Source organism: Pseudovibrio sp. Ad13 (assembly GCF_001623225.1).
Lineage (GTDB): Bacteria > Pseudomonadota > Alphaproteobacteria > Rhizobiales > Stappiaceae > Pseudovibrio.
In genome coordinates, this window is the sequence record NZ_LMCC01000013.1 from 684,089 (window position 1) to 706,116 (window position 22,028).

Below are 22,028 nucleotides of genomic sequence, written 5' to 3' on the forward strand. Positions count from 1 at the left end.
CCCAACACTAATAAGGTGCGCCGTCTTTCCTAAGTTCCCTTCAGCAAACACCGGAGGCACTTAACCCCCGGCAACCGTCAGTTTAATCAACTCTGACGCTTCATGGAATGATTTTCTTAAGTCTTGAACGATTGGACCGGGCTTACCATCACCCAAAATTGTTCCATTTACTTTCACGACAGGCATGACAAGCCCCGATGCACTTGTTAAAAATGCCTCTTGCGCACTTTTTGCCTCTTCCAGAGAGAAACCGCGTTCTTCTACGGAAAAGCCTTTCATTTCCGCCAGTTTTAGAACGCCCGCTCTGGTAATTCCTTTTAAGATTCCGTGGGTAGCAGGTCGCGTCACCAAAGTGCCGTTCTTTAGAATTATCCAAGCATTGGTTGAACCGCCTTCAGTTATCAGGCCTTTTTTATCCACAAACCATGCTTCGCGGGCACCAGACTCCTTAGCCTTTTGTTTAGCAAGGACATTAGGCAAAAGACCAACAGTCTTGATATCGACCCGATCCCAACGATTCTCTTCTACCGTAATAACCCCAACACCCTTGGTCGCAATTTGGTCCATTTTGTGTGACGGCACCGATTTTGCAGTCATCACAATAGACGGTGGAGTGTTAGCTGGCGGGAAATAATGGTCGCGCGGAGCCACGCCGCGCGTAACCTGCATGTAGATCAAGCCGTTCTTCACCCGGTTGAGCGAAATCACTTCCTTCATCACCCGCGTCAAGGCCCCACGTGACATAGGGGCGGAAATCTGCAACTCACTCAGCGACCGATCCAGCCGGTCCAGATGGGCGCTCATGTCCACAATCTGGCCTCTCCAGACCTCACACACCTCATAAACGCCATCAGAGAACTGGTAACCCCGGTCTTCCACATGCACGGCTGCATGAGAATGTGGCACATATTGTCCATTTACGTAGGCAACACGGCTCATCAGCCTCTCCTGTTCAGGAACATTCAACAGGTTACATCTAAGGGCATTTACTGAATACTATCAAGTGGCTAACAGCAGATAAAACTAGATATTTCCGGGTGGGATCACTGAGAAAACCTGAGCTTCCGTTTTGGGAAGATAAAACCAACCTGCTATCCGGGCGTTTAAGCCAGAAATACTTAAAATCACAGGTTTATAGACGGGAAGAAATGAACAAAGGCCACGACACCTCTGCTGGCCAGTCGCGAACACTCGCGTTTCAGGCTTAACGGATTGATGTTCCGGCACTTTCATACAAGAGCGCCGGAACCATGTAGCAAAACTGGCTCTAGAAGAACTCCAGTGACACGCGGAACATCTGCTCCACCTGACGCACCTTGTCTGCAATAGCAAAAATCACAACGCGGTCATGGGCCTGGATACGCTCATCGCCGCACGGTGTCACCACCTTGCCATCACGCAAGATTCCACCGATGCGAATGCCTTCAGCAAGCTCAACTTCACGTAGGGGACGACCAACGAGCGGCGAAGTATCCAGCGCCTCAGCTTCAATCACCTCAGCAGCACCGTTTTGCAGCGCATGAACTGCCCGAATACGGCCACGGCGCACATGCTGCAAAATCTTGGAAATCGTCACCTGACGCGGGTTCACAAAGGCATCAATGCCCAAAGCATGCGCAAAAGCTGGATAACTGGTGTTGTTCAGCAGGGAAAGGTTCCGCTCACAGCCCATTTTCTTAGCCATGACGCAGGACAGGATGTTCACCTCATCCTCATTGGTCAGCGCCACCATCATGTCGGAATCTTCGACATCTGCTTCCTGCAACATCACCTGATCCAGCGCACTACCATGCAACACCACAGTTCTGCGCAGTTCATCTGCAATGCGAATAGCGCGATCACGCGAATGCTCGATAATTTTTACTTTGGTTCTGCTTTGCTTTTCCTCAAGACGGCGAGCAACGTAAGCACCAATATTACCACCACCAGCGATAAGAACACGCTTGGCCTCAGGTTCTTCATGACCGAAGATACTCAGTGTACGACGCACCTGACCGCGCTCACAGCACACATAAACCAAATCCCCTTCCCGCATCATATCAGAGCTGTGCGGAACAAAGACCTTGCCTTCACGCGCGATACCAACAACCACGGCTGACAGATCCGGGAACAACTCGGTCAACTGGCGCAGTGGCGTATCCAGCACCGGACAATCACCACCACAGTCGATCCCGACAATGATCATATTATCATCTGCAAAACGCACCGTTTCCATGGCACCTGGCAGCGACAAGCGCCGCAGGATCATCTCACCCACTTCGATTTCAGGAGAAATGATCACGTCGATCGGCATGTTATCGCGCGAAAACAGATTGCGGTAATGGGATTGCAAATAGCTTTGCGCACGCACACGCGAAACCTTGATCGGCACGTTAAACAAAGAGTGCGCGACCTGACACGCAACCATGTTGATCTCATCATACAAGGTCACGGCAATAATCATGTCAGCCTGATCAGCACCAGCCTGCGCCAGCACATCCGGATGAGCGCCATGGCCAATAAAGCCGCGCACATCCAGTGTATCACGAATGGCATGAACCAGCTGCGGGCTGGTATCAATCACAGAAACGTCGTTCTGCTCCGCTGCAAGTTTTTCGGCAATGCCGTACCCAACCTGTCCGGCGCCACAAATTACAACCTTCATAATTCAGTCCTTTGCTCCACCTCAAAGCTCACCGATCAGGTGAGACCAAGAGACTTGAGCTTTCGGTGCAATGCTGACCGTTCCATACCAATATATTCAGAGGTACGCGAGATATTACCGCCAAAACGCTTAACCTGTGCTTGCAGATATTCACGTTCAAACTGTTCCCGCGCTTCACGAAGTGGCAAGGACATCAACTCTTCACCACCAGAAGACCCCGGCATGCTCGGCACAGTCGACGCCACCTCAGCAGGCAGAAGATCCGCTGTAATCACAGCTTCTGAATCAGCCCGTGTCAGGATCATCAAACGTTCAACATTGTTGCGCAGCTGGCGCAGGTTCCCCGGCCAGTCATGCGTTTGCAGCACGGCCATCGCATCCTCACCAATCCGGCGCATTGGCAGGCCGGTGGAGTTGGAAATCTGCTTCATGAAGAAATGGATCAGCTGAGGAATATCCTCACGCCGCTCTTCAAGCGCAGGCACACGCAGCGGCACAACAGCCAGACGGTGATAAAGGTCCTCACGGAACAAACCTTCCGCAATCCGGTTTTCCAGATTGTAGCCACTGGAAGACAAGAGACGCACATCCACCTTCACTTTGTTGTGGCCACCCAGACGGGTAAAGGTCTGATCCACCAACACACGCAGAATTTTATTCTGCGTCTCCAGCGGCATATCGGCAATCTCATCCAGATAGATGGTCCCGCCATGCGCCTCTTCAAGCGCGCCCACCTTGCGCGGTGTGGAGTCAGTCTCTTCAATGCCGAAGAGCTCCTCTTCCATCCGCTCCGGTGTAATGTTCGCCGCAGAAAGCACCACAAACGGCGATTTGGAGCGTGGAGAAGCCTCGTGGATCGTCCGCGCAACGGTCTCCTTGCCAGAACCAGACGGCCCGGTGATCATCACACGGCTGTTGGTCAGACAAATACGCTCAATCGTCATGCGCAGGTTGTTAATGGAGGACGAACTGCCCACCAGATTGGAAACGTCGCCAGCACGCTGCTTCAGTTCCTTGATCTCGCGCTTCATGGAAGAAGCTTCCAGCGCACGCTCGGTGATCAGAACCAGCTTGTCTGCCTTAAACGGCTTCTCAATGTAATCGTAGGCGCCTTTTTTGATCGCAGAAACCGCTGTCTCTACGTTGCCGTGACCAGAAATAATCACAACAGGCAGGTCAGGGTTTTCTTTCTTGATCACCTCAAGCACCTCAAGCCCGTCAAGCTTGCTGCCCATGAGCCAGATATCAAGAATAATCAGAGACGGACGACGGTCCGCAATCGCAGCCAACGCCGCATCACTGTTGCCAGCGGTACGGGTATTGTAGCCGTCATCCTCCAAAATTCCGGCGATCAGCTCACGAATATCTGCTTCATCATCAACAATCAGAATGTCACTTGCCACGGCTTATCACCACCATTCTTACGTTACATTTTCAGTGAAGGAAGGAACATCAAAACTTCGTAAAGTCAGCCGAACCATGGCGCCATGTCCACCCTCGGCAACAGATGGCGCATCGAGCAGTTCAATTCCACCCCCATGATCTTCCATAATTTTCCGCACAATCGCGAGCCCAAGGCCGGTGCCCTTTTCACGGGTCGTCATATACGGCTCCAAAAGCCGCGTGCGGTGCTCAGTTGGAAGGCCAATCCCGTTATCAATCACATCAATTGTGAGAACCGGACCTTCCCTATAAAGTTTCACCAGAACATTGCCTTGCTCCGGATTTTCTTCGCTCGCCAGATAAGCCTCAACAGCTTCCGACGCATTCTTGATCACATTACCAACAGCCTGCCCAACCAGACGACTGTCAAATGTTGCCCGTACAGCCTCATCCGGCACATCGGTTTCAAAATGAACCTGAGAATTGGCAACAGACACCATAAAGGTGGACTCGCGCACCACGGAGCGCAGATCGGCCTCTTCCATCTTTGGTTTTGGCATACGCGCAAACGAGGAGAATTCATCAACCATACGGCCAATATCCCCCACCTGACGAATGATCGTATCCACGCACTGGTCAAACACCTTACGGTCATCATCTTCAATACGCTTGCCATAGCGGCGACGGATACGCTCAGCAGAAAGCTGGATCGGTGTCAGCGGGTTCTTAATCTCATGCGCAATACGGCGGGCAACATCCGCCCAGGCCGAGTTACGTTGAGCTGCAACAAGGTCCGTGATGTCGTCCAGCGTCACCACAAAACCATGCTCAGAACGGGTCGCTTCCTCAGTCGTCACACGCACATTCACAGTGCGCTCACGCCCCTTACGCATAATGGCAACCTGTGCCACCTGCGAGCCACTGGAGCTTTCTTCAAGCGCCTTAGACACAACCTCTTGCACCTCTGGAAGATTGTCGTAGATCGGTTTTTCCAGAAGCTCGTTTTCATCCTGACTGAGAAGACGTGTTGCTGAGCGATTGACCATGGTCACATCACCCTCATCATCAATCCCGATTACGCCAGAGGACACCCCAGATAGCACGGCTTCACTGAAGCCGCGGCGGCGGTCAATCTGGTCATTTGCAGCCAGCAGCGCATCCCTTTGCCCACGCAACTGACCCGTCATATTGTTGAAGGTCCGCCCAAGGCTCTCAAGGTCACCGCTCGCCTTCGCAGCTTCAACCTCAACATAATAATTGCCTTTGGAAACCTGATCTGCAGCGCCAATAAGGTTACGGATCGGCAACACAAGCTGGTTGGCAAACCCAAAGCCCACCCAGATGGAGGAGAGCAGCAGTACAAGCGCCACACCCACGTAAACAAGGGCAAACGCCAGTTGAACACCAAAGCGTCGCTGTTCCAGCTCCGCATATTCATTGACACCAGCTTCCGCCAGACGCTGATATTCAACCACCCGAGGATCAAGCGCACGGGTCACATAAAGATAAAGATCATCAAAAGCGGACAGCTTAATCACGCCGCCCACAAGGTTGGAAACGCCCGGTGCAATCAAAACCGGAGCCCCATCCTTAGCCTGGTTCATCGCCACTTGCGGCGGCAGCAAAGGCTCCACCTTAGGGTCGCGCAACACACGCATCACGACGGTGCCATCATTTTTCAGAACATATGCCCCCAGCAATCCGCGAACCCAGGTCTGGGTCTCAAAAAAGCGGTCAAACCGAGTGGGGTCATAAAAATAAGAGTTACGGTTCAGATCCACATCACTGGCCATGCCAATCAGCGTGGACCGCAGCGAGTTTCCGTGCTCCTGAACATAAGCGGCCGCAACCGACTGGGCGTTGGTGATGATATTGCGCGTTCTTGTCTCAAACCAGCGATCAAGCCCCTGATCCAGCGTAATCGTTGCCACCACAGCAACAATAAACGCAGGCAGTGCAGCCACCAGCGAGAACATAGTCACAATGCGCACATGCAGCCGGGCCGCTGCACGCCCACGGCGCCGCGCCTGCAACAGTTTCACAAGCTCAAAGATGATCAAGCCGATAAGCAGGAACACCAGTGCGCCGTTAAAGCCAAGCGCAATGTAAACAACCGTTTCAGAAGGAACGATAGGCGTCACGCCCATCAGCACCAGAAAGGAAACCCCGATGGAACACAGCGCCAGCAACACCACGGAAAGGCCAAACATGCGAGACTTGCGGCCTTTCGCATCAAGCTTTGGAGTATGTTCTTCTGCTTTTGATTTGAAAATCATGAAACGCGAACCTGCGCACCTGCGATAACTTTATTAATATTGGAAACAGACTATTAGCACGAATTGTTGCCAAAATGCGACAATGGGTTTTATTAGTCACACTCTTGATGGGGAAAACCGAAAAGTCCACAGGTCAAAATAAGCATGCAGTGCACAACTCAAACGCACCTTCACCCCATTAAACGCAAAATGGCGCAAGAGATCGCGCCATTTTGAAAGCTTCACTCGATAAAAATCGATTATCTGGAGCTGCGGATTACCTGAACGTCCAGATCGCGGATTTTCTTGCGCAAGGTGTTGCGGTTCACACCTAAAAGTTCAGCAGCCTTGATCTGGTTGCCACGGGTGGCCGCCAGCACTGCGCTGATCAAAGGATACTCCACCTCACGCAGGATACGGTGATAAAGGCCCGGAGGCGGTAGGTCTTCACCAAACCCGCCGAAGTAATCGCCCAGATACCGCTCCACAGACCCACCCAGATCCTGAACAGACGGCGCATCCATGTCATTCACAGCCGTAGAAGGCTGAGAAAGTTCCAGATCGATCAAACTGGCGGTTATGTCATCCTGCGGATAGAGCGCGGCCAGACGGCGCACAAGGTTTTCCAACTCACGTACGTTGCCCGGCCAGCGATAACGGCGCAGCTTATCAAGCGCTGCCACCTCAATCTGCTTGGCAGGCAAACCTTCGCTCTCTGCAATAGAGAAGAAGTGGCGCACAAGATCAGGAATATCCTCAGTCCGTTCCCGCAAAGGCGGAAGGCGAATTGGCACAACATTCAGACGGAAATACAAATCTTCACGGAACAGCCCCTGATTGATCAGCTGACGCAGGTCTTTGTTCGTCGCCGCAATAATCCGCACATCTGTCTGGATCGGCGTACGACCACCTACAGATGTATACTCGCCCTGCTGTAACACACGCAGCAAACGGGTCTGCGCTTCCATCGGCATATCACCGATTTCATCCAGCAGCAGCGTACCACCATCAGCCTGCTCAAACCGACCAGAAGAACGCGCCTGAGCGCCAGTAAACGAGCCCTTCTCATGCCCAAACAGCTCAGATTCAATCAAATCCTTTGGGATCGCCGCCATGTTGACCGCAACAAACGGACCATTCCGGCGTTTGCCATAATCATGCAGCGCCCGCGCAACAACCTCTTTACCAGTGCCACTTTCACCGTTGATCATCACGGTCAGATCAGTCTGCATCAAGCGGGCAAGCACGCGGTAGATTTCCTGCATGGCAGGAGAACGACCCACAAGTGGAATATTGTCATTCCCCTCGCCGCTCATATCAAACTGCCGGCCTTTAGGCTCAGCGAGCGCACGGCCCACAATACCCGTCAGCTCTTTCAGATCAAACGGCTTGGGCAGATACTCATAGGCCCCTTGCTCAGAGGCCTTAATCGCCGTCATGAAGGTGTTTTGCGCACTCATGATGATCACAGGCAATTCCGGACGCAGCTTGCGGATGCGCGGCAGCACATCAAACGCGTTCTCATCCGGCATCACCACATCGGAGATCACCAGATCCCCTTCGCCCGAACTCACCCAGCGCCACAACGTGGTGGCGTTGGACGTCAGCCGAACAGTATACCCTGCACGGGACAGAGCCTGATTGAGAACGGTACGGATCGCAGAATCGTCGTCAGCAACAAGAATGGTTCCACTCGGCATACTCTTAGTCCTCAATTCCAGAATGTACGTCAGGCCCGGTAAAGGCAGGCATCAGAATGCGGAAGGTCGTGCCCCGATTGCCGCTCTCGCACTCCACCACGCCGCCATGATCACCCACGATCTTGGCAACCAGCGCCAGCCCAAGGCCAGAGCCATTCGTCTTTGTCGTAATAAACGGGTCAAACAGATGTGGGCGCAGATCTTCCGGCACACCATAGCCGTTGTCGCGCACACAAAACTCAAGCGGCAAGCTCACACGCTCCTGCACGCCGGGCACAGACAAACGCACACCGGGACGGAAGGCCGTGGAGACAACAATCTCCGGCTCGTTCACGCCGCTCAACGCCTCGCTCGCGTTTTTGATCAGATTGATAAAGATCTGCACCAACTGGTCGCGGTTGGCATAAACGGGTGGCAAGGAAGGGTCATAATCCTCGACGATCCGCACTTTGGAGGCAAAGCCATTTTCCGCAACACGTTTCACGTGATCGAGCACCACGTGAATATTCACCGGCTCGCGGTCAATCGGGCGTTCATCGGAAAACACCTCCATCCGGTCCACCAGTTTCACGATCCGGTCCGTCTCCTCCATGATGAGACGGGTCAAAGTGCGATCATCTTCACTGGCTGACTGCTCCAACAGCTGAGCTGCGCCGCGAATACCAGAAAGCGGGTTTTTGATCTCATGGGCCAGCATGGCAGCAAGGCCCGTCACGGTACGCGCAGCACCGCGGCTGGTCAGCTGTTTATCCAGCTTCTCCGCCATGGTGCGCTCCTGAAACAGCAGCACAACGCCGCCCGGAGCATCACTTAAAGGAGAAGCGTGAATATCAACCAGCTTCTCCTGCCCAATGCGCGGTGTCCCAATGTCCACCTTATACTCATTAACCGCACCGCCGCGCTCACGCACCTGTGCAATCAAACCCAGCAGTGGGCTGCCAAACGGCACAAACCAGGACACTTCACGGCGCTTCAGCATCGACAAACTGGCATGGAAAAAGTCTTCCGCCGCACTGTTTGCCCCAACGATCTTGTCATCTCCTCCAACCACCACAACAGGGTGCGGCAGAGAATCCAAAACGGCCTGTCCCGGCACACCTTTGCCCAAACCAGCCTCGGCTTCTGTCAGAGTGTCTCCTCCCGTCTCCAACATCAGGCAGCGCTCCTCATAGGGACTTGAACAAACCAGTCATAAAGGGTGTTCCGCACCAGATCGGCATCCAGACTGGTCATAAGCCCTCGCATAAATCCTTGCGGCGCATCATCAAGCCGTCCCGCAGCTTCCAGATACCAGCCCATATGCTTACGGAAGGCCCGCACGCCAATCTCAAAGCCATATTGCCCCAGCATGGCGTCATAGTGCTCCACAACAAGCGCGGCCAACTCTTCCCCGTGGGGGTCAGCAAGCCGTTCACCCGTTTCCAGATAATGCGCAATCCGCCCCGGCACCCATGGACGCCCATAAGCACCACGGCCAACCATCACCAGATCAGCACCAGATTGCGCCAGCATCTCGTCGGCATCCTCAAACTTGCAGCAATCACCATTGGCCACCAGCGGCACATCCGGAACAACATCCCGCACCTGCCGGATTGCCCTCCAATCCGCCTTGCCCTTGTAAAACTGCGAACGCGTACGACCATGCACGGTGATCATCTTCACACCCGCATCCACCGCCCGTTTAGCAAGCTCCGGAGCATTTATGGAAGTCTCATCCCACCCCAGACGCATCTTTAACGTCACTGGAACAGACACAGCCTCCAGCGTCGCCTCAACAAGCGTCATGGCGTGGTCCAGATCTTTCATGAGAGCCGAACCGGAATAACCAGAGGTCACCTTTTTGGCAGGACAGCCCATGTTGATGTAAATCACGCCCGCACCGGCTTTTTCAGCCATGCGCGCGCCCTCGCCCATCCAGTGAGGATCTTTACCTGCCAGCTGAACAATATGAGGATCAATGCCCTCACCTTCGGCCCGCATCAGCGATTCTGGGTGTCCGGTACACAGCGCTTCACTGGCAACCATTTCACTCACCACTAAACCCACGCCATAGCGCAGGGCAATACGGCGAAACGGCAAATCCGAAACGCCGGACATTGGCGCAAGAATAACTTTGTTTTTGAGAGGGATATTACCTATCGTAAGCATTACGCATATTTCTTGAAAGAGCCCAGTTGCACATTTGATAAGCAGCATATGAAGTTGCACATATTCTAACCAAACTAAAAATTTAGGCAAGGGAATATTAAAGAGAAGAGATTGAAGTGTTGAGCTTCGCTCTTAAATCGAGCAAAACCCTCACCAACACGGTTTCCACGCAGCCGCTCACGCCTCTTGGCATAAGGGAGCAGCTTCAACTCATTCAGGTGATCCAGTTTTGCAGTCCACTGAAAAAATTGCATGTATCATAGTTGCAGCCGGACGCGGTTCACGCATGTCGACGCAAAATGACAGCAGCCCAAAGCAATACCGGGACCTCGGCGGAAAGACTGTTCTGCAAAGAACACTGGAAGCAATTTTATCCGCCACACAGGTCGACATTGTCCTCCCTGTCATCCACGCAGAAGACACTAAGGCCTATCAAGGTGCCGCGAGCACACTGACAGACAATCGCCTGATCAAACCTGTCACTGGCGGAGCTACACGACAGGCATCTGTAGCCTGCGGCCTCAAAGCACTGAAAGAACACGCCCCGGACTACGTCCTGATCCACGATGCCGCCCGCCCTTTCATAGCACCAGCGGTGATAGAAGACGCCATCACGGCCCTGCAAAACGGCGCGCAAGCTGCCCTTCCTGCAGTACCTGTCGCAGACACGTTAAAGCAGGCAGATGCAAACCAGCAGGTTCTGGAAACCGTCGATCGCACCCACCTCTGGGCAGCACAAACACCGCAAGCCTTCCCGTATCCGCTCATTTGGGCGGCACATCAGCAAGCGATCAATGAGAACATCGACAGCTTCACCGATGATACGGCGCTCATCGAATGGCAAGGCAAACCTGTCACCATAACAACAGGCGACCCGCAGAACATCAAACTCACCACACTCAAAGACATGACGAACGCACAGGAACAGATCGCCATGAAACAACTCGCAGACCTTGGCGACATTCGTGTTGGAACGGGCTACGACGTACACGCATTTGAAGACGGTGACGCCGTCATTCTCGGCGGCATCTCCATCCCGCACACCCAGAAACTCAAAGGCCATTCCGACGCGGATGTTGGCCTTCACGCCCTGACGGATGCCATCTTCGGCGCACTGGCAGATGGCGACATCGGCTCGCACTTCCCACCCTCTGACATGCAGTGGAAAGGTGCGGCCTCTGACCAGTTCCTGAAATACGCAATAGACCGGGTTCACAAGCGCGGCGGCATGATCGCACACTTGGATTTAACGCTGATCTGTGAAGCTCCGAAAATCGGCCCACACCGGGAAGAAATGCGCAAACAGATCGCACAGATCTGCGACTTGCCCATTGGCCGCGTGGCTGTGAAAGCAACCACCTCTGAAAAGCTGGGCTTCACCGGTCGCCAGGAAGGCATTGCTGCGCAAGCCTGCGCAACCATCCGGCTTCCGTTTGAAGATTAAACGAAGCCACCAAAACAAGGGAGAGAGAACCATGACCGACATCCTCAGCCTTAAGGAAAGAGCACGCGTTCTCGTCTCCAGATACGCTGAAAAAGAGATCAAGATCACCACGGCAGAAAGCTGCACCGGCGGCCTGCTCGCAGGCCTGCTGACAGAAGTGCCCGGCTCATCTGCCGTGCTCGATCGTGGCTTCGTCACCTACTCCAACGAAGCCAAGCATGAGATGATCGGCGTCCCCGTTGACCTGCTTATGAGCTACGGCGCGGTCAGCAGCGAAGTTGCCAAAGCCATGGCAAGCGGCGCTCTGTTTTGCTCCAATGCCAACGTGGCCGTTTCCATCACGGGCATCGCCGGACCGGACGGTGGCACCAAAGACAAACCTGTCGGACTTGTCCACTTTGGCTTTGCAGCTGACCAAGAGGAAACCAAGCACGTCCAATGCCTCTTCGAGAACACCGGACGCGAGGGAATACGCTTTCAGGCGCTGGTACAAGCATTAAAATTATTAGAAAATTTTATTGAAACTAGCTAATCGAAATTTACCTTCTCGTTAAAAGAGTACCGGGTAGGCACTACTACCTTATGACATTCTAAGAAAACTTAGATAAAATCTGTTTTAAATTTACAACGGAATGTCACGGTATACCCATGAGATATATTGCTAGTTTGTTTTTGGGCATGTGCTTAAGCACCTCAGCTTATGCGGCATCAGATGTATTCCTCATTTCACGAGGGTTCGATGACGAGTTCATCGGCTCTCACGAAGTGCAGAAAATGCCACGCGGTGGCTATAAGGAGCTGCGCCTGTGCGGCCAGTCCTATTGGGTGCGCCCCTACTCTGTTGCCTGGACAAAATGGGAAGAACAGCTTGGCCACAAGATCCGCCTTGAAGTAAACCAGGGCTATGGCTGGGTGGTTCTGTGCACCAAACCAACCACACAGTTGAACCTCAAAGACGTCGGCATTTACGCTTCTCTTGAAAAGACCATGGAGCATGGTGATCCGGACAAGGAACTCACCAACCGCTTTCAGGCAATCCGGCGCACCTTCGTCATGCGCAACGGCCTTACCCCAGAGCAGGCTGAAGCCGAAATTACTAAAAACTACGAGAAGAGAGGCTCCCGCCTGAGCCAGTTCCTGAACAATCGCGACAAGAATTAAGCGGTATTTCTGAGAAATCTCACGGTTCCAAGACAACGAGTGGGCTTAAATCATTGCCTAAAGCCCGCTCAAGATACGTTCAGAACCCGCTGTTCATACATGAAAGTTTTGCGTCATGAGCAAGCTCAAATACACACATGGCGCCCTGCACAGACCATTAAGGTGAAGTCTCTCGGGCCGCACTGACGCGGCAACAGACTTCTGGCGGCAGAAGCTTCTGATGATGCTGCCCCCCTCAAAAGGCGTCCACCGGCTCCAGAAATCATCATTTCGACGGACCAAAGGCCAGCCATTCACTAACTTATAGTTTGGACCAATCAAGTGGGATTGGTCAGCAGAGTAATAGCTCAAATCTCCAACACCGCCTGCAATTCTAAAGGGTTGTATTAGAAGCTCCATCATAATCAACTTCTACCTCTAAATTTAAATTCAACCTTTGAATGACCTCCTTTGATTATGGAACCCAAAAAGTCATTTCCCGGAGCCATGCCCCTCTTTTGGGAAACCACGTTTCGTGTGTTGGCCGTCTGTCTATTTGCTATTTTGATCAGCGGATGCACCTCGGACCCCAAAAAACATGCAGGATCATGTGATTATGAAAAGTTACTCGAAAATGCTGTCAGCCAATCAGGCTATAGTTTTTCCAGCAAAAACAAAGACCAGCTTAAAGTGATATTTGACTTGTTTTTCCATGAAATAGAAAAAAATAAATGCAAAAAGAGTGGTTCATTTAATTATCGTGATGATCATGGGCTAACGTTTTGGCAAAAATATAATGGTCTTAGAATTGGATATCTGCTTCGCTTGCAGAGCTTTGCAAGCAACGACATTTGCTTGTCAGGCTTTAGGTTAACTAAAGTAACCGCCACATCGTATCAAGTGTACTGTAAATACAAAGGTTGGACTTGGCATAATAGGGAGTACGACAAATGAATATGCAGAAGCATCCTATCATTTTAGGCGCACACATTATTAAACCAACCGCAGTAGTTCCTCTTATTCCCACTTCATCACACTTGGTCATTGCTGAGGTTAACGAGTTCTGAAAAATTATGTGGCAAATCAACGGGTTTTCCACCTGAGCCCCCGCTGTTTCAGGCGCCCTTCTGGTCATGGAAAACATCTATGAACACGAAGGCCAGACAGGTCACGAAATTCTGTTCATCGCAAATGTAACGTTCCCGCCCAATGCCTTCCCCACCCAGGAAACGATCACATTTAGGGAAGACAGCGGAACGGAAATCACCGCACGCTGGTTCGATCCCGAAGAACTCACCCCAAACGGCGTTGACCTCTTCCCTGCAGGATTAAAGCAACACCTGGAGGTCCTGCGATAGCCCACACAAGAATATGAGTCACCCATATGATTATGGAATATATTCAGATTATCTAAATGCGCCCAATTTTAGCAGGCATCAGTCTTCAGATTTTTAGGTGCCGTAGATTTTGTCGGCGCGGTCTTCAAAGGCACTGGAGAATTTGCGGAAGGCGCGGTCGAACATGGCACCCATCATGGTGCCGAGTGTCCGGCTCTTGAACTCATAATTGATATAGAAGCTCACATCGCATTCCTTTTCGGAAACCGGATCGAAGCTCCAGACATTTTCCAGATGGCGAAACGGGCCATCCAGATACTCAACCGTAATTTTACTAGCCTCACGATCAAGGGTCACACGGCTGGCAAATGTCTCTTTGAAAACTTTGTAAGCTACAGTCATATCCGCCACCATCATTTCACGGTGGTCATCAATCTTCCGGCGTCCGCGCACACGCAATGCTTGACATAAAGGCACAAACTGGGGGTACTGCTCCACATCTGCAACCAGATCAAACATATCATCAGCACTGTGCTGAACCCGGTGTGTGCTTTCGAAAGACGGCATATGCTCGCGTTCTTTTTCTTCTAGTTTTTCAAAAATTCTTCAGGATGCTCTAAGCGACCTTTTTTGATTTGCCAAGAAAATTTTCAGGTTTTCTCTCATCAAGCAGGCCCCTGTGAGCCAAAAGCATCAGAAATTTTCAAGTCGCAATTATACCGCGACGATCTAACGCAACCGTTTCATTCTCAAAACTCTGGTCAGCACTCAAAACTCAATTCTACACTATGCGCTAATACTTAGCTCTTTTTGAAAGCAAACCCAATGCTTAGTCCTTTTAAAATTTCCCACCTCGCCAAAGAAGGCGGAGAAGAAGATTACATTAAAACCACTAATACTCTTACAGATAGCCCTGTACAGGTCATCAGCCGCGAAGAAACCGCCAAATACCATCAAATCACAGTGGTCGAAGGCGGAATTGAACGCATCAGATACATTCCCCATCAAGCCCGGCACAAAACCCTGCTCATCTTCATCCACGGCATGTGGCATGGCGCATGGTGCTGGAAGAACTATCAGGAAAAACTCGCAGAATCCGGCTGGGAGAGTGTCGCCATCAGCCTGCCCGGCCACGGTCACTCTCCAGAACAACGCCCCACAGCAGAAGCCACATTAGGCTATTACCTCCGATTTGTGCATGAGGAGGTTAAACGCCATGACCAGCCCGCCGTTCTGATCGGCCACAGCATGGGCGGCGCTTTGGTGCAGTGGTATCTGAAGTATGTCGGCGGGCTGAAAGCAGCCGTTTTTGTCGCCTCATGGACCGCCATTGACGTTATGCAAGACTGCCTGAGAAACGCCATGTCCATCGACTGGCTTGGAACAGCGCTGTCACCTCTTTTGGGATACAAGTTCCAGTTCAGATCCCCCAAAACCGTGGCAAAATGGTTCCTTGCAGATCGCTCAAACCCGGTTGCCCAGTACATTCAAAGCCAGCTTGGGCCAGAATCCGACGTCGTGCTCCTGCAACATCGCCCACCGCAATGGTTTCCGCCGCTGGATGATGCAACACCCAAACTATGGCTCACAGCCAGCGAAGACGCCATCATCCCCTTCAACCGCTCCCTGCACTCTTCTGCCCTCTATGAGGCAACGCATAAAATCGTGCCTCATGCCGGGCACGACATCATGCTGGAAGACAATTGGGAGGAAAGCCTGTCCTACATCACCACATGGCTGCAGAACATGAGCACCACCAGAGCATTGGCAACCAGCTAAACTCCTAAAGAAGCGCCTCCCATCGTAGTGAGGCGCTCACACACCAGAACCATCTAAGCCTTACCTTGCAGTTCAACAAGGCACTTTGCCGTATCAGCAGCCTCCTCGGCATACGCAGGATCACGATGGATAAGCATGGTTGAAAATGCCCCCTCCATCAGCAACACCACACGGCGTGCCAGAACCTCAGGCTCCATCAATCCGGCAAGCGTGTAACGCTCTACCAACCACGCCTCAAACGTCTTCTTATGCTTTGCCCCCACCACAACCGCCGGATGCCCCGGCATATTCGCCAGTTCCGCAGCTGTGCGAATGAAACCGCATCCCTTCCATTTCGGGTGCCGGGCGTTTGAGGCAACACGCAGAAAAATTGCAGCAGTCTTGTCCGCAGCGCTCCCCTCCGCCTCATCAAACCACGTCGCAAATGTTTCCAGATTGGGTTGGTCCCGGGAGATAAGATACTCAGTCACCAGATCATCTTTGCTTTTGAAATGGTAGTAGAGCGTCTTCTTGGTGATACCTGCTTTCTCGGCAACGGCATCCACACTGACAGCACGAATGCCCTCACCGTAAAACAACTTGTTTGCAGCATCTAAGATGCGATCGCGGGTCGTCCGCTGAGTTTTCTGAGCCATATATACTAACCAGTGAGTTTACTGAAGAATGCAGCACTCCTACCCTTGAGTCAATCCAGCTTGAAATGAGGGAAACACCATGAAAAAGCTCGTTCTGTTTGAAGTCAGAGACCGCATTGCACTGCTCACCCTAAACCGCCCGCAAAAGCTCAACGCACTGAACTACCAGACCAACGACCACCTTCTGGACCTTCTGGACCGGATTGAAGATGACCCGAAAATCAGCGCGGTGATCCTCACAGGTGCAGGAGAACGGGCATTTTCCGCCGGTGGTGACATTCATGAGTTCTCCCAGAGCATCACCAAAGGGACAGATGTTGCCGTCAAGCAATTCGTAGCCCGCGGCCAGACCATGACCAGCCGCATAGAAAACTTCACCAAGCCCATCATTATCGCCGTCAACGGCATCGCTTTTGGCGGCGGCTGCGAAATCACCGAGGCCGCCCATCTGGCAATCGCCTCAGACCGTGCCGTCTTTGCCAAACCAGAGATCAATATCGGCATTCCGCCCACTTTCGGCGGCACCCAGCGCCTGCCCCGTCTCGCCGGTCGCAAGCGCGCGCTGGAGCTGCTGCTCACCGGAGACCCGTTCGGTCCAGACCGAGCCTGTGAGCTTGGCCTCATCAACAAGGTCGTCCCGCACGATGACCTGCTGCCGGAAGCCTTCGCTCTGGCAGAGCGTATCCTGCGCCACTCCCCACTCGCCGCCGCCCGCATCCTCACCGCCGTCACCCGCGGCCTCAACACAACTATCGCCGAAGGCCTCCAAATCGAAGCCGCCCAATTCGCCCAAATGGTCCCCACCAACGACATCCACGAAGGCCTCAACGCCTGGATAGAACGAAGAACCCCCGCCTATGCAGGCGATTAGCCTGGGCGTCAGACGGCAAACCTATGCACGCACATAATCATAACCTACGAAGTGAAGATGGAGGCCTGCCGTACAAATTCTGAAACACGGCATTAAAGCGTCGTATGCTCCCAAAGCCCGAAGCAAACGCAATCGCTGCCAACGTGAGATCAGTCGTGTCAATCAGCCGCTTGGCACGCTGAAGTCTTACCGTGGCAGCAACCTGGCTGGGAGTTGCCCCAAGATACTGGGAAAATAAGCGCGCTAAATGGCGACTACCAATACCGAGAGTTTCAGCAAGTTGCTGAACACTGTTACTATCAAGATACCCCGTATGGATGAGACGCATCGCACGTTCAACTGTCGTTGCAGTCCCCATCCATGCAGGGCTACCGGGCGCGGCCTCGGGCCTGCAACGAAGGCACGGACGATACCCTGCCTGTTCCGCAGCAGCAGCAGATGGATAGAAACTAACGTTTACTGATTTTGCAGGGCGAACAGGACAAACAGGTCGGCAATAAATCCCAGTAGATTTAACTCCCGAGAAGAACACCCCATCATAGCTGCGATCTCTAGCTAACCGCGCTCGATCACACGTCTTCCAATCTGGGAACTCTGCAACCACATCAATCATTGCAGCAGTAAATTCTTTTTATTTGAATCTGTCGATCTTTAATCGACGATGGAGTCCGTATCCGGCGAGTTTCAGCAGATCATTTGTGGCAAGAAATTATGGCTTTCTGAAAGGACAACTATGCCTCAAACATCTGCCAAGCTTATTCCGGAGCTCTGCCTTCTCATAATCCTGTCCTTCCTTTGGGGAGCTTCCTTCACACTTATCGAAGTTGCAAACACCACCGTTCCTCCAGCAACCATCGTTCTTCTCAGGCTGCTGATTGGTGCTGTAGTCCTCATCACACTGGTCATGATCAGCGGAACCGTTTTCCCCAACACCGCCAAACGGTGGGGTGAACTTCTTGTGCAAGGCATTTTGCAAAACGCGCTCCCCTTCACGCTCATCAGTTGGGGGCAGCTGCATACTTCCAGTGGCCTTGCAGGTCTTTTAAACACGACGCCACCTCTATTCGTATTTTTGATCAGCTACTTTGTTTTGCAGGACAAGACCGCAGACGCCAAAAAGCTCCTCGGCATTCTGATTGGATTTGCAGGTATTGGTGTCATCATGGGGCCTGCGGCCTTTGCAGGAGAACAAAACTCAGCACTCGGACAACTGGCAATCACAGGGGCCAGCCTTTGTTATGCCTTAGCTGCCCTGAACGCAAAGCGCTTTTCAGATCAACCACCACTGCTGACAGCAGCATGCTCGATGACCCTTGCAGCTTGTCTTATGGCACCGATTGCTTTCACACTCGACCATCCATTGAAGCTTTCACCATCGCCTGAATCTCTGGCCTCAATCCTTGCTCTGGGTGTGTTCTCCACTGCACTTGCAATGGTGCTTTATTTCCGCCTTGTACGCACACTTGGCCCTTTAGGAGTAACAACAGGAAGCTATCTCAGGGCCGGTTTCAGCGTAGTCTTGGGAGTACTATTTCTTGGCGAAACCCTTACAGCAAACCTACTGACCGGTCTGCTCTTTATCTTTACAGGAGTAGCGCTGGCAACCGGACAGATAAAACTTCCGCGACTAACGAAGAAGACAACTTGATCTTGCAACACCCACAAACAAAAAAGCGTCACACCGTGCAGTGTGACGCTCTTTAAAAACTCGTGGAGTGGAACCGGCGCTTAGTTGCCTTGTTTTGCCTTACGGGCTGCTTTCAGCTCGGCAAAGTCTTCGCCAGCGTGGTGGGAAGAGCGGGTCAGCGGGTTCGCGGAAACCTTCAGGAAGCCTTTCGCGTAAGCGATCTTCTCATAGGCCTTGAACTCGTCTGGTGTTGGGAAATTCATCACCGGATGGTGCTTCTTGGTTGGCTGCAGGTACTGGCCAACAGTCAGGAAGTCCACATCAGCAACACGCAGATCATCCATCAGCTGAAGCACTTCGTTGCGCTCCTCACCCAGACCAACCATGATGCCGGATTTGGTGAACATCTCAGGATCAATCTCCTTCACGCGCTGCAAAAGGCGGATGGAGTGGAAGTAGCGTGCGCCCGGACGAACCTTCAGATAGTTGGAAGGAACCGTTTCCATGTTGTGATTGAACACGTCAGGTTTCGCCGCAACAACAATCTCAACTGCGCCTTCCTTACGAAGGAAATCAGGCGTCAGCACTTCAATTGTTGTTTTTGGAGAGGCTTTACGGATCGCAGCAATCACGTTGGCAAAGTGCGTCGCACCGCCATCATCAAGATCATCACGGTCCACAGAGGTGATAACAACGTGCTGCAGTTCCATGGAGGCAACAGCTTTACCAATGCTTTCCGGCTCATTTTGATCAACTGGCCCCGGCATCCCGGTGCGTACGTTACAGAACGCACAAGCACGGGTACAGGTATCACCCAGGATCATGAAACTCGCATGCTTCTTGGACCAGCACTCACCGATATTCGGGCAACCAGCTTCTTCACAAACCGTGACGAGGTTGTTCTTGCGAACCAGCTCGTGGGTCTCTTTGTAGACAGGAGAAGTGGGCGCCTTAACACGGATCCATTTTGGCTTGCGCTGAACAGGATTATCCGGGCGATGTGCTTTTTCCGGATGGCGCGGACGCTCTTTTTCCTGCAGTGCAGACGCCGTTTGGCTTTTATGATTAGGATCGAGTGTATTTACCAGTGTAACCATATCAGTTCCGTCAGGTCCGAGACTTTGCGTCACACTTGCCTTAAGGGTCAGTGTCGCTGTCTCTTATAAGTTTAGTGGTCCATAACAGGAAATGAAGCATCTCTCAATGCCAGACACTGGTGTTCAGTCAGTTCCGCGCCTCAGGACCACGCCTATTCAAAGCCAATTGCATCCCCACCAATCAGTGAGGCAATCAGAGCAAACGCAATGGCGCCAACCATCGCAACGACCGCCTGGTCGAGATATTCATTCCCCAGGGAAACTTCCACATCCGCAAATTCGAACAGGTAAACCCCTGAAATACCACCGAGAAATCCGGCGATAATCAACACGGCGAAGTCTCCGCCAACTGTAGCCATCACCAGCACAGTAGCTACAACGGCACAAACGGCTGATGTCACCAGCCATATGATTGATTTCATAAAGTCCACGGTTCTTCTCCTTTTTGATAAGAAGAGTACCCGGGAAAAATTAAGTCCCTCTCACTGGTAAAATTCCAGTGAGAGGGAATTGATTTACATATTTAGAGCACGTCCGTAGGCGTCCAGAACACTTTCCTTCATCATTTCGGAAAGGGTCGGATGCGGGAAGACAGTGTGCATCAGCTCTTCTTCGGTGGTCTCAAGACCCATGGCAACAACGAAGCCCTGAATGAGCTCGGTCACTTCAGCGCCAACCATATGCGCACCCAGCAGCTGACCGGTCTTCTTGTCAAAGATCGTCTTGACCAGACCTTCAGGCTCACCAAGAGCAATCGCCTTACCGTTACCCATGAACGGGAAACGACCAACGCGCAGCTCATAACCAGCATCTTTCGCACGCTGCTCAGTCAGACCGACAGAAGCCACCTGCGGATTACAGTAGGTACAACCCGGAATCTGCTCGCTCTTCATCGGGTGAACATCAAGGCCGGAGATCTTCTCAATGCAGATCACGCCTTCATGCTCAGCCTTGTGCGCCAGCATTGGAGGACCGGCAACGTCACCAATCGCATAAACGCCAGGAACGTTGGTGCGGCTGAAGCCGTCAGTCACGATGCAGCCGCGGTCTGTCTTGATGCCAAGCGCTTCAAGGCCAAGGTTCTCGATGTTACCAACCACGCCAACAGCGGAAATCAGCTTCTCAGCGGTGATTTCCTGCGTCTTGCCGTCTTTGGTCTCAACAGTCGCAGTCACCTGACCGCCACCCTTAACAACCTTGGAAACCTTCGCTTCCATCACAAACTTAATACCCTGCTTCTCCATCTGCTTTTTCGCAATCGCGGAGATTTCAGGATCTTCAACCGGCATAATGGTCGACATCATTTCAACAACGGTCACGTCAACGCCCATTGTCTTATAGAAAGATGCAAACTCGATGCCGATCGCGCCGGAACCCATCACAACAATGGATTTAGGCATTTTCTCTGGAACCATCGCTTCGAAATAGGTCCAGATGTTTTCTTTGTCAGGCTCAAGACCCGGAATGACGCGCGGCTTCGCACCAGTTGCAACAATAACGTGCTTGGCGGAGTAAGTGCCGTGGCCCTTCACACCCTTAGGTGTTGGGTGCTGTGGCTGCATAGCGTCTTTGGAAGAAGGCCCAACAGCGATCTCACCCGGTTTGGTGAGCTTTGCTTCACCCCAGATGATGTCGACCTTGTTCTTCTTCATCAGGAAGCCGATGCCGCCATTGAGCTGACCGGAAACACCACGGGAGCGTTTCACAACAGCAGAAGCGTCAAAGCTCACGCCTTCAGCGGAAAGACCGTAGTCTTTGCCGTGCTGCATGTAATGGTAGATCTCAGCAGAACGCAGCAGCGCTTTGGTTGGGATACAGCCCCAGTTCAGGCAGATACCGCCCATATGTTCACGCTCGACAATCGCGGTCTTGAAACCAAGCTGCGCGGAGCGGATTGCGGTTACATAGCCACCAGGACCAGAACCAATGATAATCACGTCGTAGGCGTTGCCACTCATCTCTTTAACC

The 22,028-nt window shown here is 52.4% G+C and carries 21 protein-coding genes; 8 read left to right on the top strand and 13 right to left on the bottom strand.

Going from position 1 to position 22,028, the window contains the following annotated elements; translation table 11 throughout:
- Window positions 1–60: 60 nt before the first annotated feature.
- The 7 genes from PsAD13_RS16855 to dusB all read right to left on the bottom strand — a co-directional run bounded on the left by PsAD13_RS16855 (window position 61) and on the right by dusB (window position 10,130).
- On the bottom strand, window positions 61–939 hold the full coding sequence (locus PsAD13_RS16855) for a D-amino-acid transaminase (RefSeq protein WP_063318891.1): 879 nt from the start codon (window positions 937–939) through the stop codon (window positions 61–63).
- 328 nt (window positions 940–1,267) lie between these two features.
- Window positions 1,268–2,644, bottom strand: a complete 1,377-nt coding sequence (gene trkA, locus PsAD13_RS16860; RefSeq protein WP_057466224.1) for a Trk system potassium transporter TrkA — start codon at window positions 2,642–2,644, stop codon at window positions 1,268–1,270.
- Window positions 2,645–2,679: 35 nt separating this feature from the next.
- A complete protein-coding gene (locus PsAD13_RS16865) occupies window positions 2,680–4,047 on the bottom strand; it encodes a sigma-54 dependent transcriptional regulator (RefSeq protein WP_063288837.1) in 1,368 nt (455 codons plus the stop codon).
- Window positions 4,048–4,065: 18 nt separating this feature from the next.
- Entirely contained in the window at window positions 4,066–6,303 is a 2,238-nt protein-coding gene (locus tag PsAD13_RS16870; protein ID WP_063318892.1) for a PAS domain-containing sensor histidine kinase, read from the bottom strand.
- A 239-nt stretch (window positions 6,304–6,542) separates the two neighbouring features.
- Window positions 6,543–7,982 (bottom strand): nitrogen regulation protein NR(I), encoded by a 1,440-nt coding sequence (gene ntrC / locus PsAD13_RS16875; protein ID WP_057466218.1) that lies wholly within the window; start codon window positions 7,980–7,982, stop codon window positions 6,543–6,545.
- 4 nt (window positions 7,983–7,986) lie between these two features.
- Complete coding sequence (locus PsAD13_RS16880) at window positions 7,987–9,135, bottom strand: nitrogen regulation protein NR(II) (RefSeq protein ID WP_082597189.1); 1,149 nt, start codon at window positions 9,133–9,135, stop codon at window positions 7,987–7,989.
- Window positions 9,135–10,130 carry a tRNA dihydrouridine synthase DusB gene (dusB, locus tag PsAD13_RS16885; RefSeq protein ID WP_063318893.1) on the bottom strand — a complete coding sequence of 332 codons (996 nt, stop codon included), beginning with the start codon at window positions 10,128–10,130 and terminating at the stop codon, window positions 9,135–9,137. The genes PsAD13_RS16880 and dusB overlap by 1 nt, the downstream gene beginning before the upstream one ends.
- Window positions 10,131–10,359: 229 nt before the next feature.
- Here dusB and PsAD13_RS16890 point away from each other — a divergent pair, with 229 nt between their 5' ends.
- The 5 genes from PsAD13_RS16890 (at window position 10,360) to PsAD13_RS16910 (ending at window position 14,072) form a co-directional block, all read left to right on the top strand.
- The gene (locus PsAD13_RS16890; protein ID WP_193775957.1) at window positions 10,360–11,574 is read left to right on the top strand and encodes a bifunctional 2-C-methyl-D-erythritol 4-phosphate cytidylyltransferase/2-C-methyl-D-erythritol 2,4-cyclodiphosphate synthase; all 1,215 of its coding nucleotides are present in this window, start codon (window positions 10,360–10,362) and stop codon (window positions 11,572–11,574) included.
- 31 nt (window positions 11,575–11,605) lie between these two features.
- Window positions 11,606–12,106, top strand: a complete 501-nt coding sequence (locus PsAD13_RS16895) for a CinA family protein (protein ID WP_063288840.1) — start codon at window positions 11,606–11,608, stop codon at window positions 12,104–12,106.
- A 116-nt stretch (window positions 12,107–12,222) separates the two neighbouring features.
- Window positions 12,223–12,735, top strand: a complete 513-nt coding sequence (locus PsAD13_RS16900; RefSeq protein ID WP_208980785.1) for a hypothetical protein — start codon at window positions 12,223–12,225, stop codon at window positions 12,733–12,735.
- A gap of 456 nt (window positions 12,736–13,191) precedes the next feature.
- The gene (locus tag PsAD13_RS16905) at window positions 13,192–13,668 is read left to right on the top strand and encodes a hypothetical protein (RefSeq protein ID WP_063318894.1); all 477 of its coding nucleotides are present in this window, start codon (window positions 13,192–13,194) and stop codon (window positions 13,666–13,668) included.
- A 179-nt stretch (window positions 13,669–13,847) separates the two neighbouring features.
- Complete coding sequence (locus PsAD13_RS16910; protein ID WP_063318895.1) at window positions 13,848–14,072, top strand: hypothetical protein; 225 nt, start codon at window positions 13,848–13,850, stop codon at window positions 14,070–14,072.
- A gap of 93 nt (window positions 14,073–14,165) precedes the next feature.
- On the opposite strand, the gene PsAD13_RS16915 is transcribed toward PsAD13_RS16910, so the two are convergent.
- Entirely contained in the window at window positions 14,166–14,618 is a 453-nt protein-coding gene (locus PsAD13_RS16915) for a type II toxin-antitoxin system RatA family toxin (protein ID WP_082597188.1), read from the bottom strand.
- A gap of 258 nt (window positions 14,619–14,876) precedes the next feature.
- On the opposite strand from PsAD13_RS16915, the gene PsAD13_RS16920 reads away from it, so the two are divergent.
- Entirely contained in the window at window positions 14,877–15,830 is a 954-nt protein-coding gene (locus PsAD13_RS16920) for an alpha/beta fold hydrolase (protein ID WP_063318896.1), read from the top strand.
- Between the two features lie 53 nt (window positions 15,831–15,883).
- Here PsAD13_RS16920 and PsAD13_RS16925 read toward each other — a convergent pair whose 3' ends face one another.
- On the bottom strand, window positions 15,884–16,465 hold the full coding sequence (locus PsAD13_RS16925) for a TetR/AcrR family transcriptional regulator (protein ID WP_063318897.1): 582 nt from the start codon (window positions 16,463–16,465) through the stop codon (window positions 15,884–15,886).
- 79 nt (window positions 16,466–16,544) lie between these two features.
- Between PsAD13_RS16925 and PsAD13_RS16930 the strand changes: the two genes are divergently transcribed.
- Window positions 16,545–17,336: a crotonase/enoyl-CoA hydratase family protein gene (locus tag PsAD13_RS16930; RefSeq protein WP_063318898.1), complete on the top strand. Its 792-nt coding sequence runs from the start codon at window positions 16,545–16,547 to the stop codon at window positions 17,334–17,336.
- 37 nt (window positions 17,337–17,373) lie between these two features.
- Here PsAD13_RS16930 and PsAD13_RS27380 read toward each other — a convergent pair whose 3' ends face one another.
- Window positions 17,374–17,949, bottom strand: coding sequence for an Ada metal-binding domain-containing protein (locus PsAD13_RS27380; protein ID WP_084404742.1), 576 nt, complete (start codon window positions 17,947–17,949; stop codon window positions 17,374–17,376).
- A 120-nt stretch (window positions 17,950–18,069) separates the two neighbouring features.
- Between PsAD13_RS27380 and PsAD13_RS16935 the strand changes: the two genes are divergently transcribed.
- Window positions 18,070–18,984, top strand: coding sequence for an EamA family transporter (locus PsAD13_RS16935; protein ID WP_063318899.1), 915 nt, complete (start codon window positions 18,070–18,072; stop codon window positions 18,982–18,984).
- An 80-nt stretch (window positions 18,985–19,064) separates the two neighbouring features.
- On the opposite strand, the gene lipA is transcribed toward PsAD13_RS16935, so the two are convergent.
- From lipA to lpdA, 3 genes are all read right to left on the bottom strand, one after another.
- Window positions 19,065–20,060: a lipoyl synthase gene (gene lipA / locus PsAD13_RS16940; protein WP_057466208.1), complete on the bottom strand. Its 996-nt coding sequence runs from the start codon at window positions 20,058–20,060 to the stop codon at window positions 19,065–19,067.
- A gap of 152 nt (window positions 20,061–20,212) precedes the next feature.
- Window positions 20,213–20,482, bottom strand: coding sequence for a hypothetical protein (locus tag PsAD13_RS16945; RefSeq protein WP_244271761.1), 270 nt, complete (start codon window positions 20,480–20,482; stop codon window positions 20,213–20,215).
- A gap of 93 nt (window positions 20,483–20,575) precedes the next feature.
- On the bottom strand, window positions 20,576–22,018 hold the full coding sequence (lpdA, locus tag PsAD13_RS16950) for a dihydrolipoyl dehydrogenase (protein ID WP_063318900.1): 1,443 nt from the start codon (window positions 22,016–22,018) through the stop codon (window positions 20,576–20,578).
- Window positions 22,019–22,028: the final 10 nt, after the last annotated feature.

Coding starts and splice junctions, on each gene's coding strand:
- PsAD13_RS16855 (WP_063318891.1), bottom strand. CDS start 939: ATGAGCCGTGTTGCCTACGTAAATGGACAATATGTGCCACATTCTCAT.
- trkA (WP_057466224.1), bottom strand. CDS start 2,644: ATGAAGGTTGTAATTTGTGGCGCCGGACAGGTTGGGTACGGCATTGCC.
- PsAD13_RS16870 (WP_063318892.1), bottom strand. CDS start 6,303: ATGATTTTCAAATCAAAAGCAGAAGAACATACTCCAAAGCTTGATGCG.
- ntrC (WP_057466218.1), bottom strand. CDS start 7,982: ATGCCGAGTGGAACCATTCTTGTTGCTGACGACGATTCTGCGATCCGT.
- PsAD13_RS16880 (WP_082597189.1), bottom strand. CDS start 9,135: ATGTTGGAGACGGGAGGAGACACTCTGACAGAAGCCGAGGCTGGTTTG.
- dusB (WP_063318893.1), bottom strand. CDS start 10,130: ATGCTTACGATAGGTAATATCCCTCTCAAAAACAAAGTTATTCTTGCG.
- PsAD13_RS16895 (WP_063288840.1), top strand. CDS start 11,606: ATGACCGACATCCTCAGCCTTAAGGAAAGAGCACGCGTTCTCGTCTCC.
- PsAD13_RS16900 (WP_208980785.1), top strand. CDS start 12,223: ATGAGATATATTGCTAGTTTGTTTTTGGGCATGTGCTTAAGCACCTCA.
- PsAD13_RS16905 (WP_063318894.1), top strand. CDS start 13,192: ATGGAACCCAAAAAGTCATTTCCCGGAGCCATGCCCCTCTTTTGGGAA.
- PsAD13_RS16910 (WP_063318895.1), top strand. CDS start 13,848: ATGGAAAACATCTATGAACACGAAGGCCAGACAGGTCACGAAATTCTG.
- PsAD13_RS16915 (WP_082597188.1), bottom strand. CDS start 14,618: ATGCCGTCTTTCGAAAGCACACACCGGGTTCAGCACAGTGCTGATGAT.
- PsAD13_RS16920 (WP_063318896.1), top strand. CDS start 14,877: ATGCTTAGTCCTTTTAAAATTTCCCACCTCGCCAAAGAAGGCGGAGAA.
- PsAD13_RS16925 (WP_063318897.1), bottom strand. CDS start 16,465: ATGGCTCAGAAAACTCAGCGGACGACCCGCGATCGCATCTTAGATGCT.
- PsAD13_RS16930 (WP_063318898.1), top strand. CDS start 16,545: ATGAAAAAGCTCGTTCTGTTTGAAGTCAGAGACCGCATTGCACTGCTC.
- PsAD13_RS27380 (WP_084404742.1), bottom strand. CDS start 17,949: ATGATTGATGTGGTTGCAGAGTTCCCAGATTGGAAGACGTGTGATCGA.
- PsAD13_RS16935 (WP_063318899.1), top strand. CDS start 18,070: ATGCCTCAAACATCTGCCAAGCTTATTCCGGAGCTCTGCCTTCTCATA.
- lipA (WP_057466208.1), bottom strand. CDS start 20,060: ATGGTTACACTGGTAAATACACTCGATCCTAATCATAAAAGCCAAACG.
- PsAD13_RS16945 (WP_244271761.1), bottom strand. CDS start 20,482: ATGAAATCAATCATATGGCTGGTGACATCAGCCGTTTGTGCCGTTGTA.
- lpdA (WP_063318900.1), bottom strand. CDS start 22,018: ATGAGTGGCAACGCCTACGACGTGATTATCATTGGTTCTGGTCCTGGT.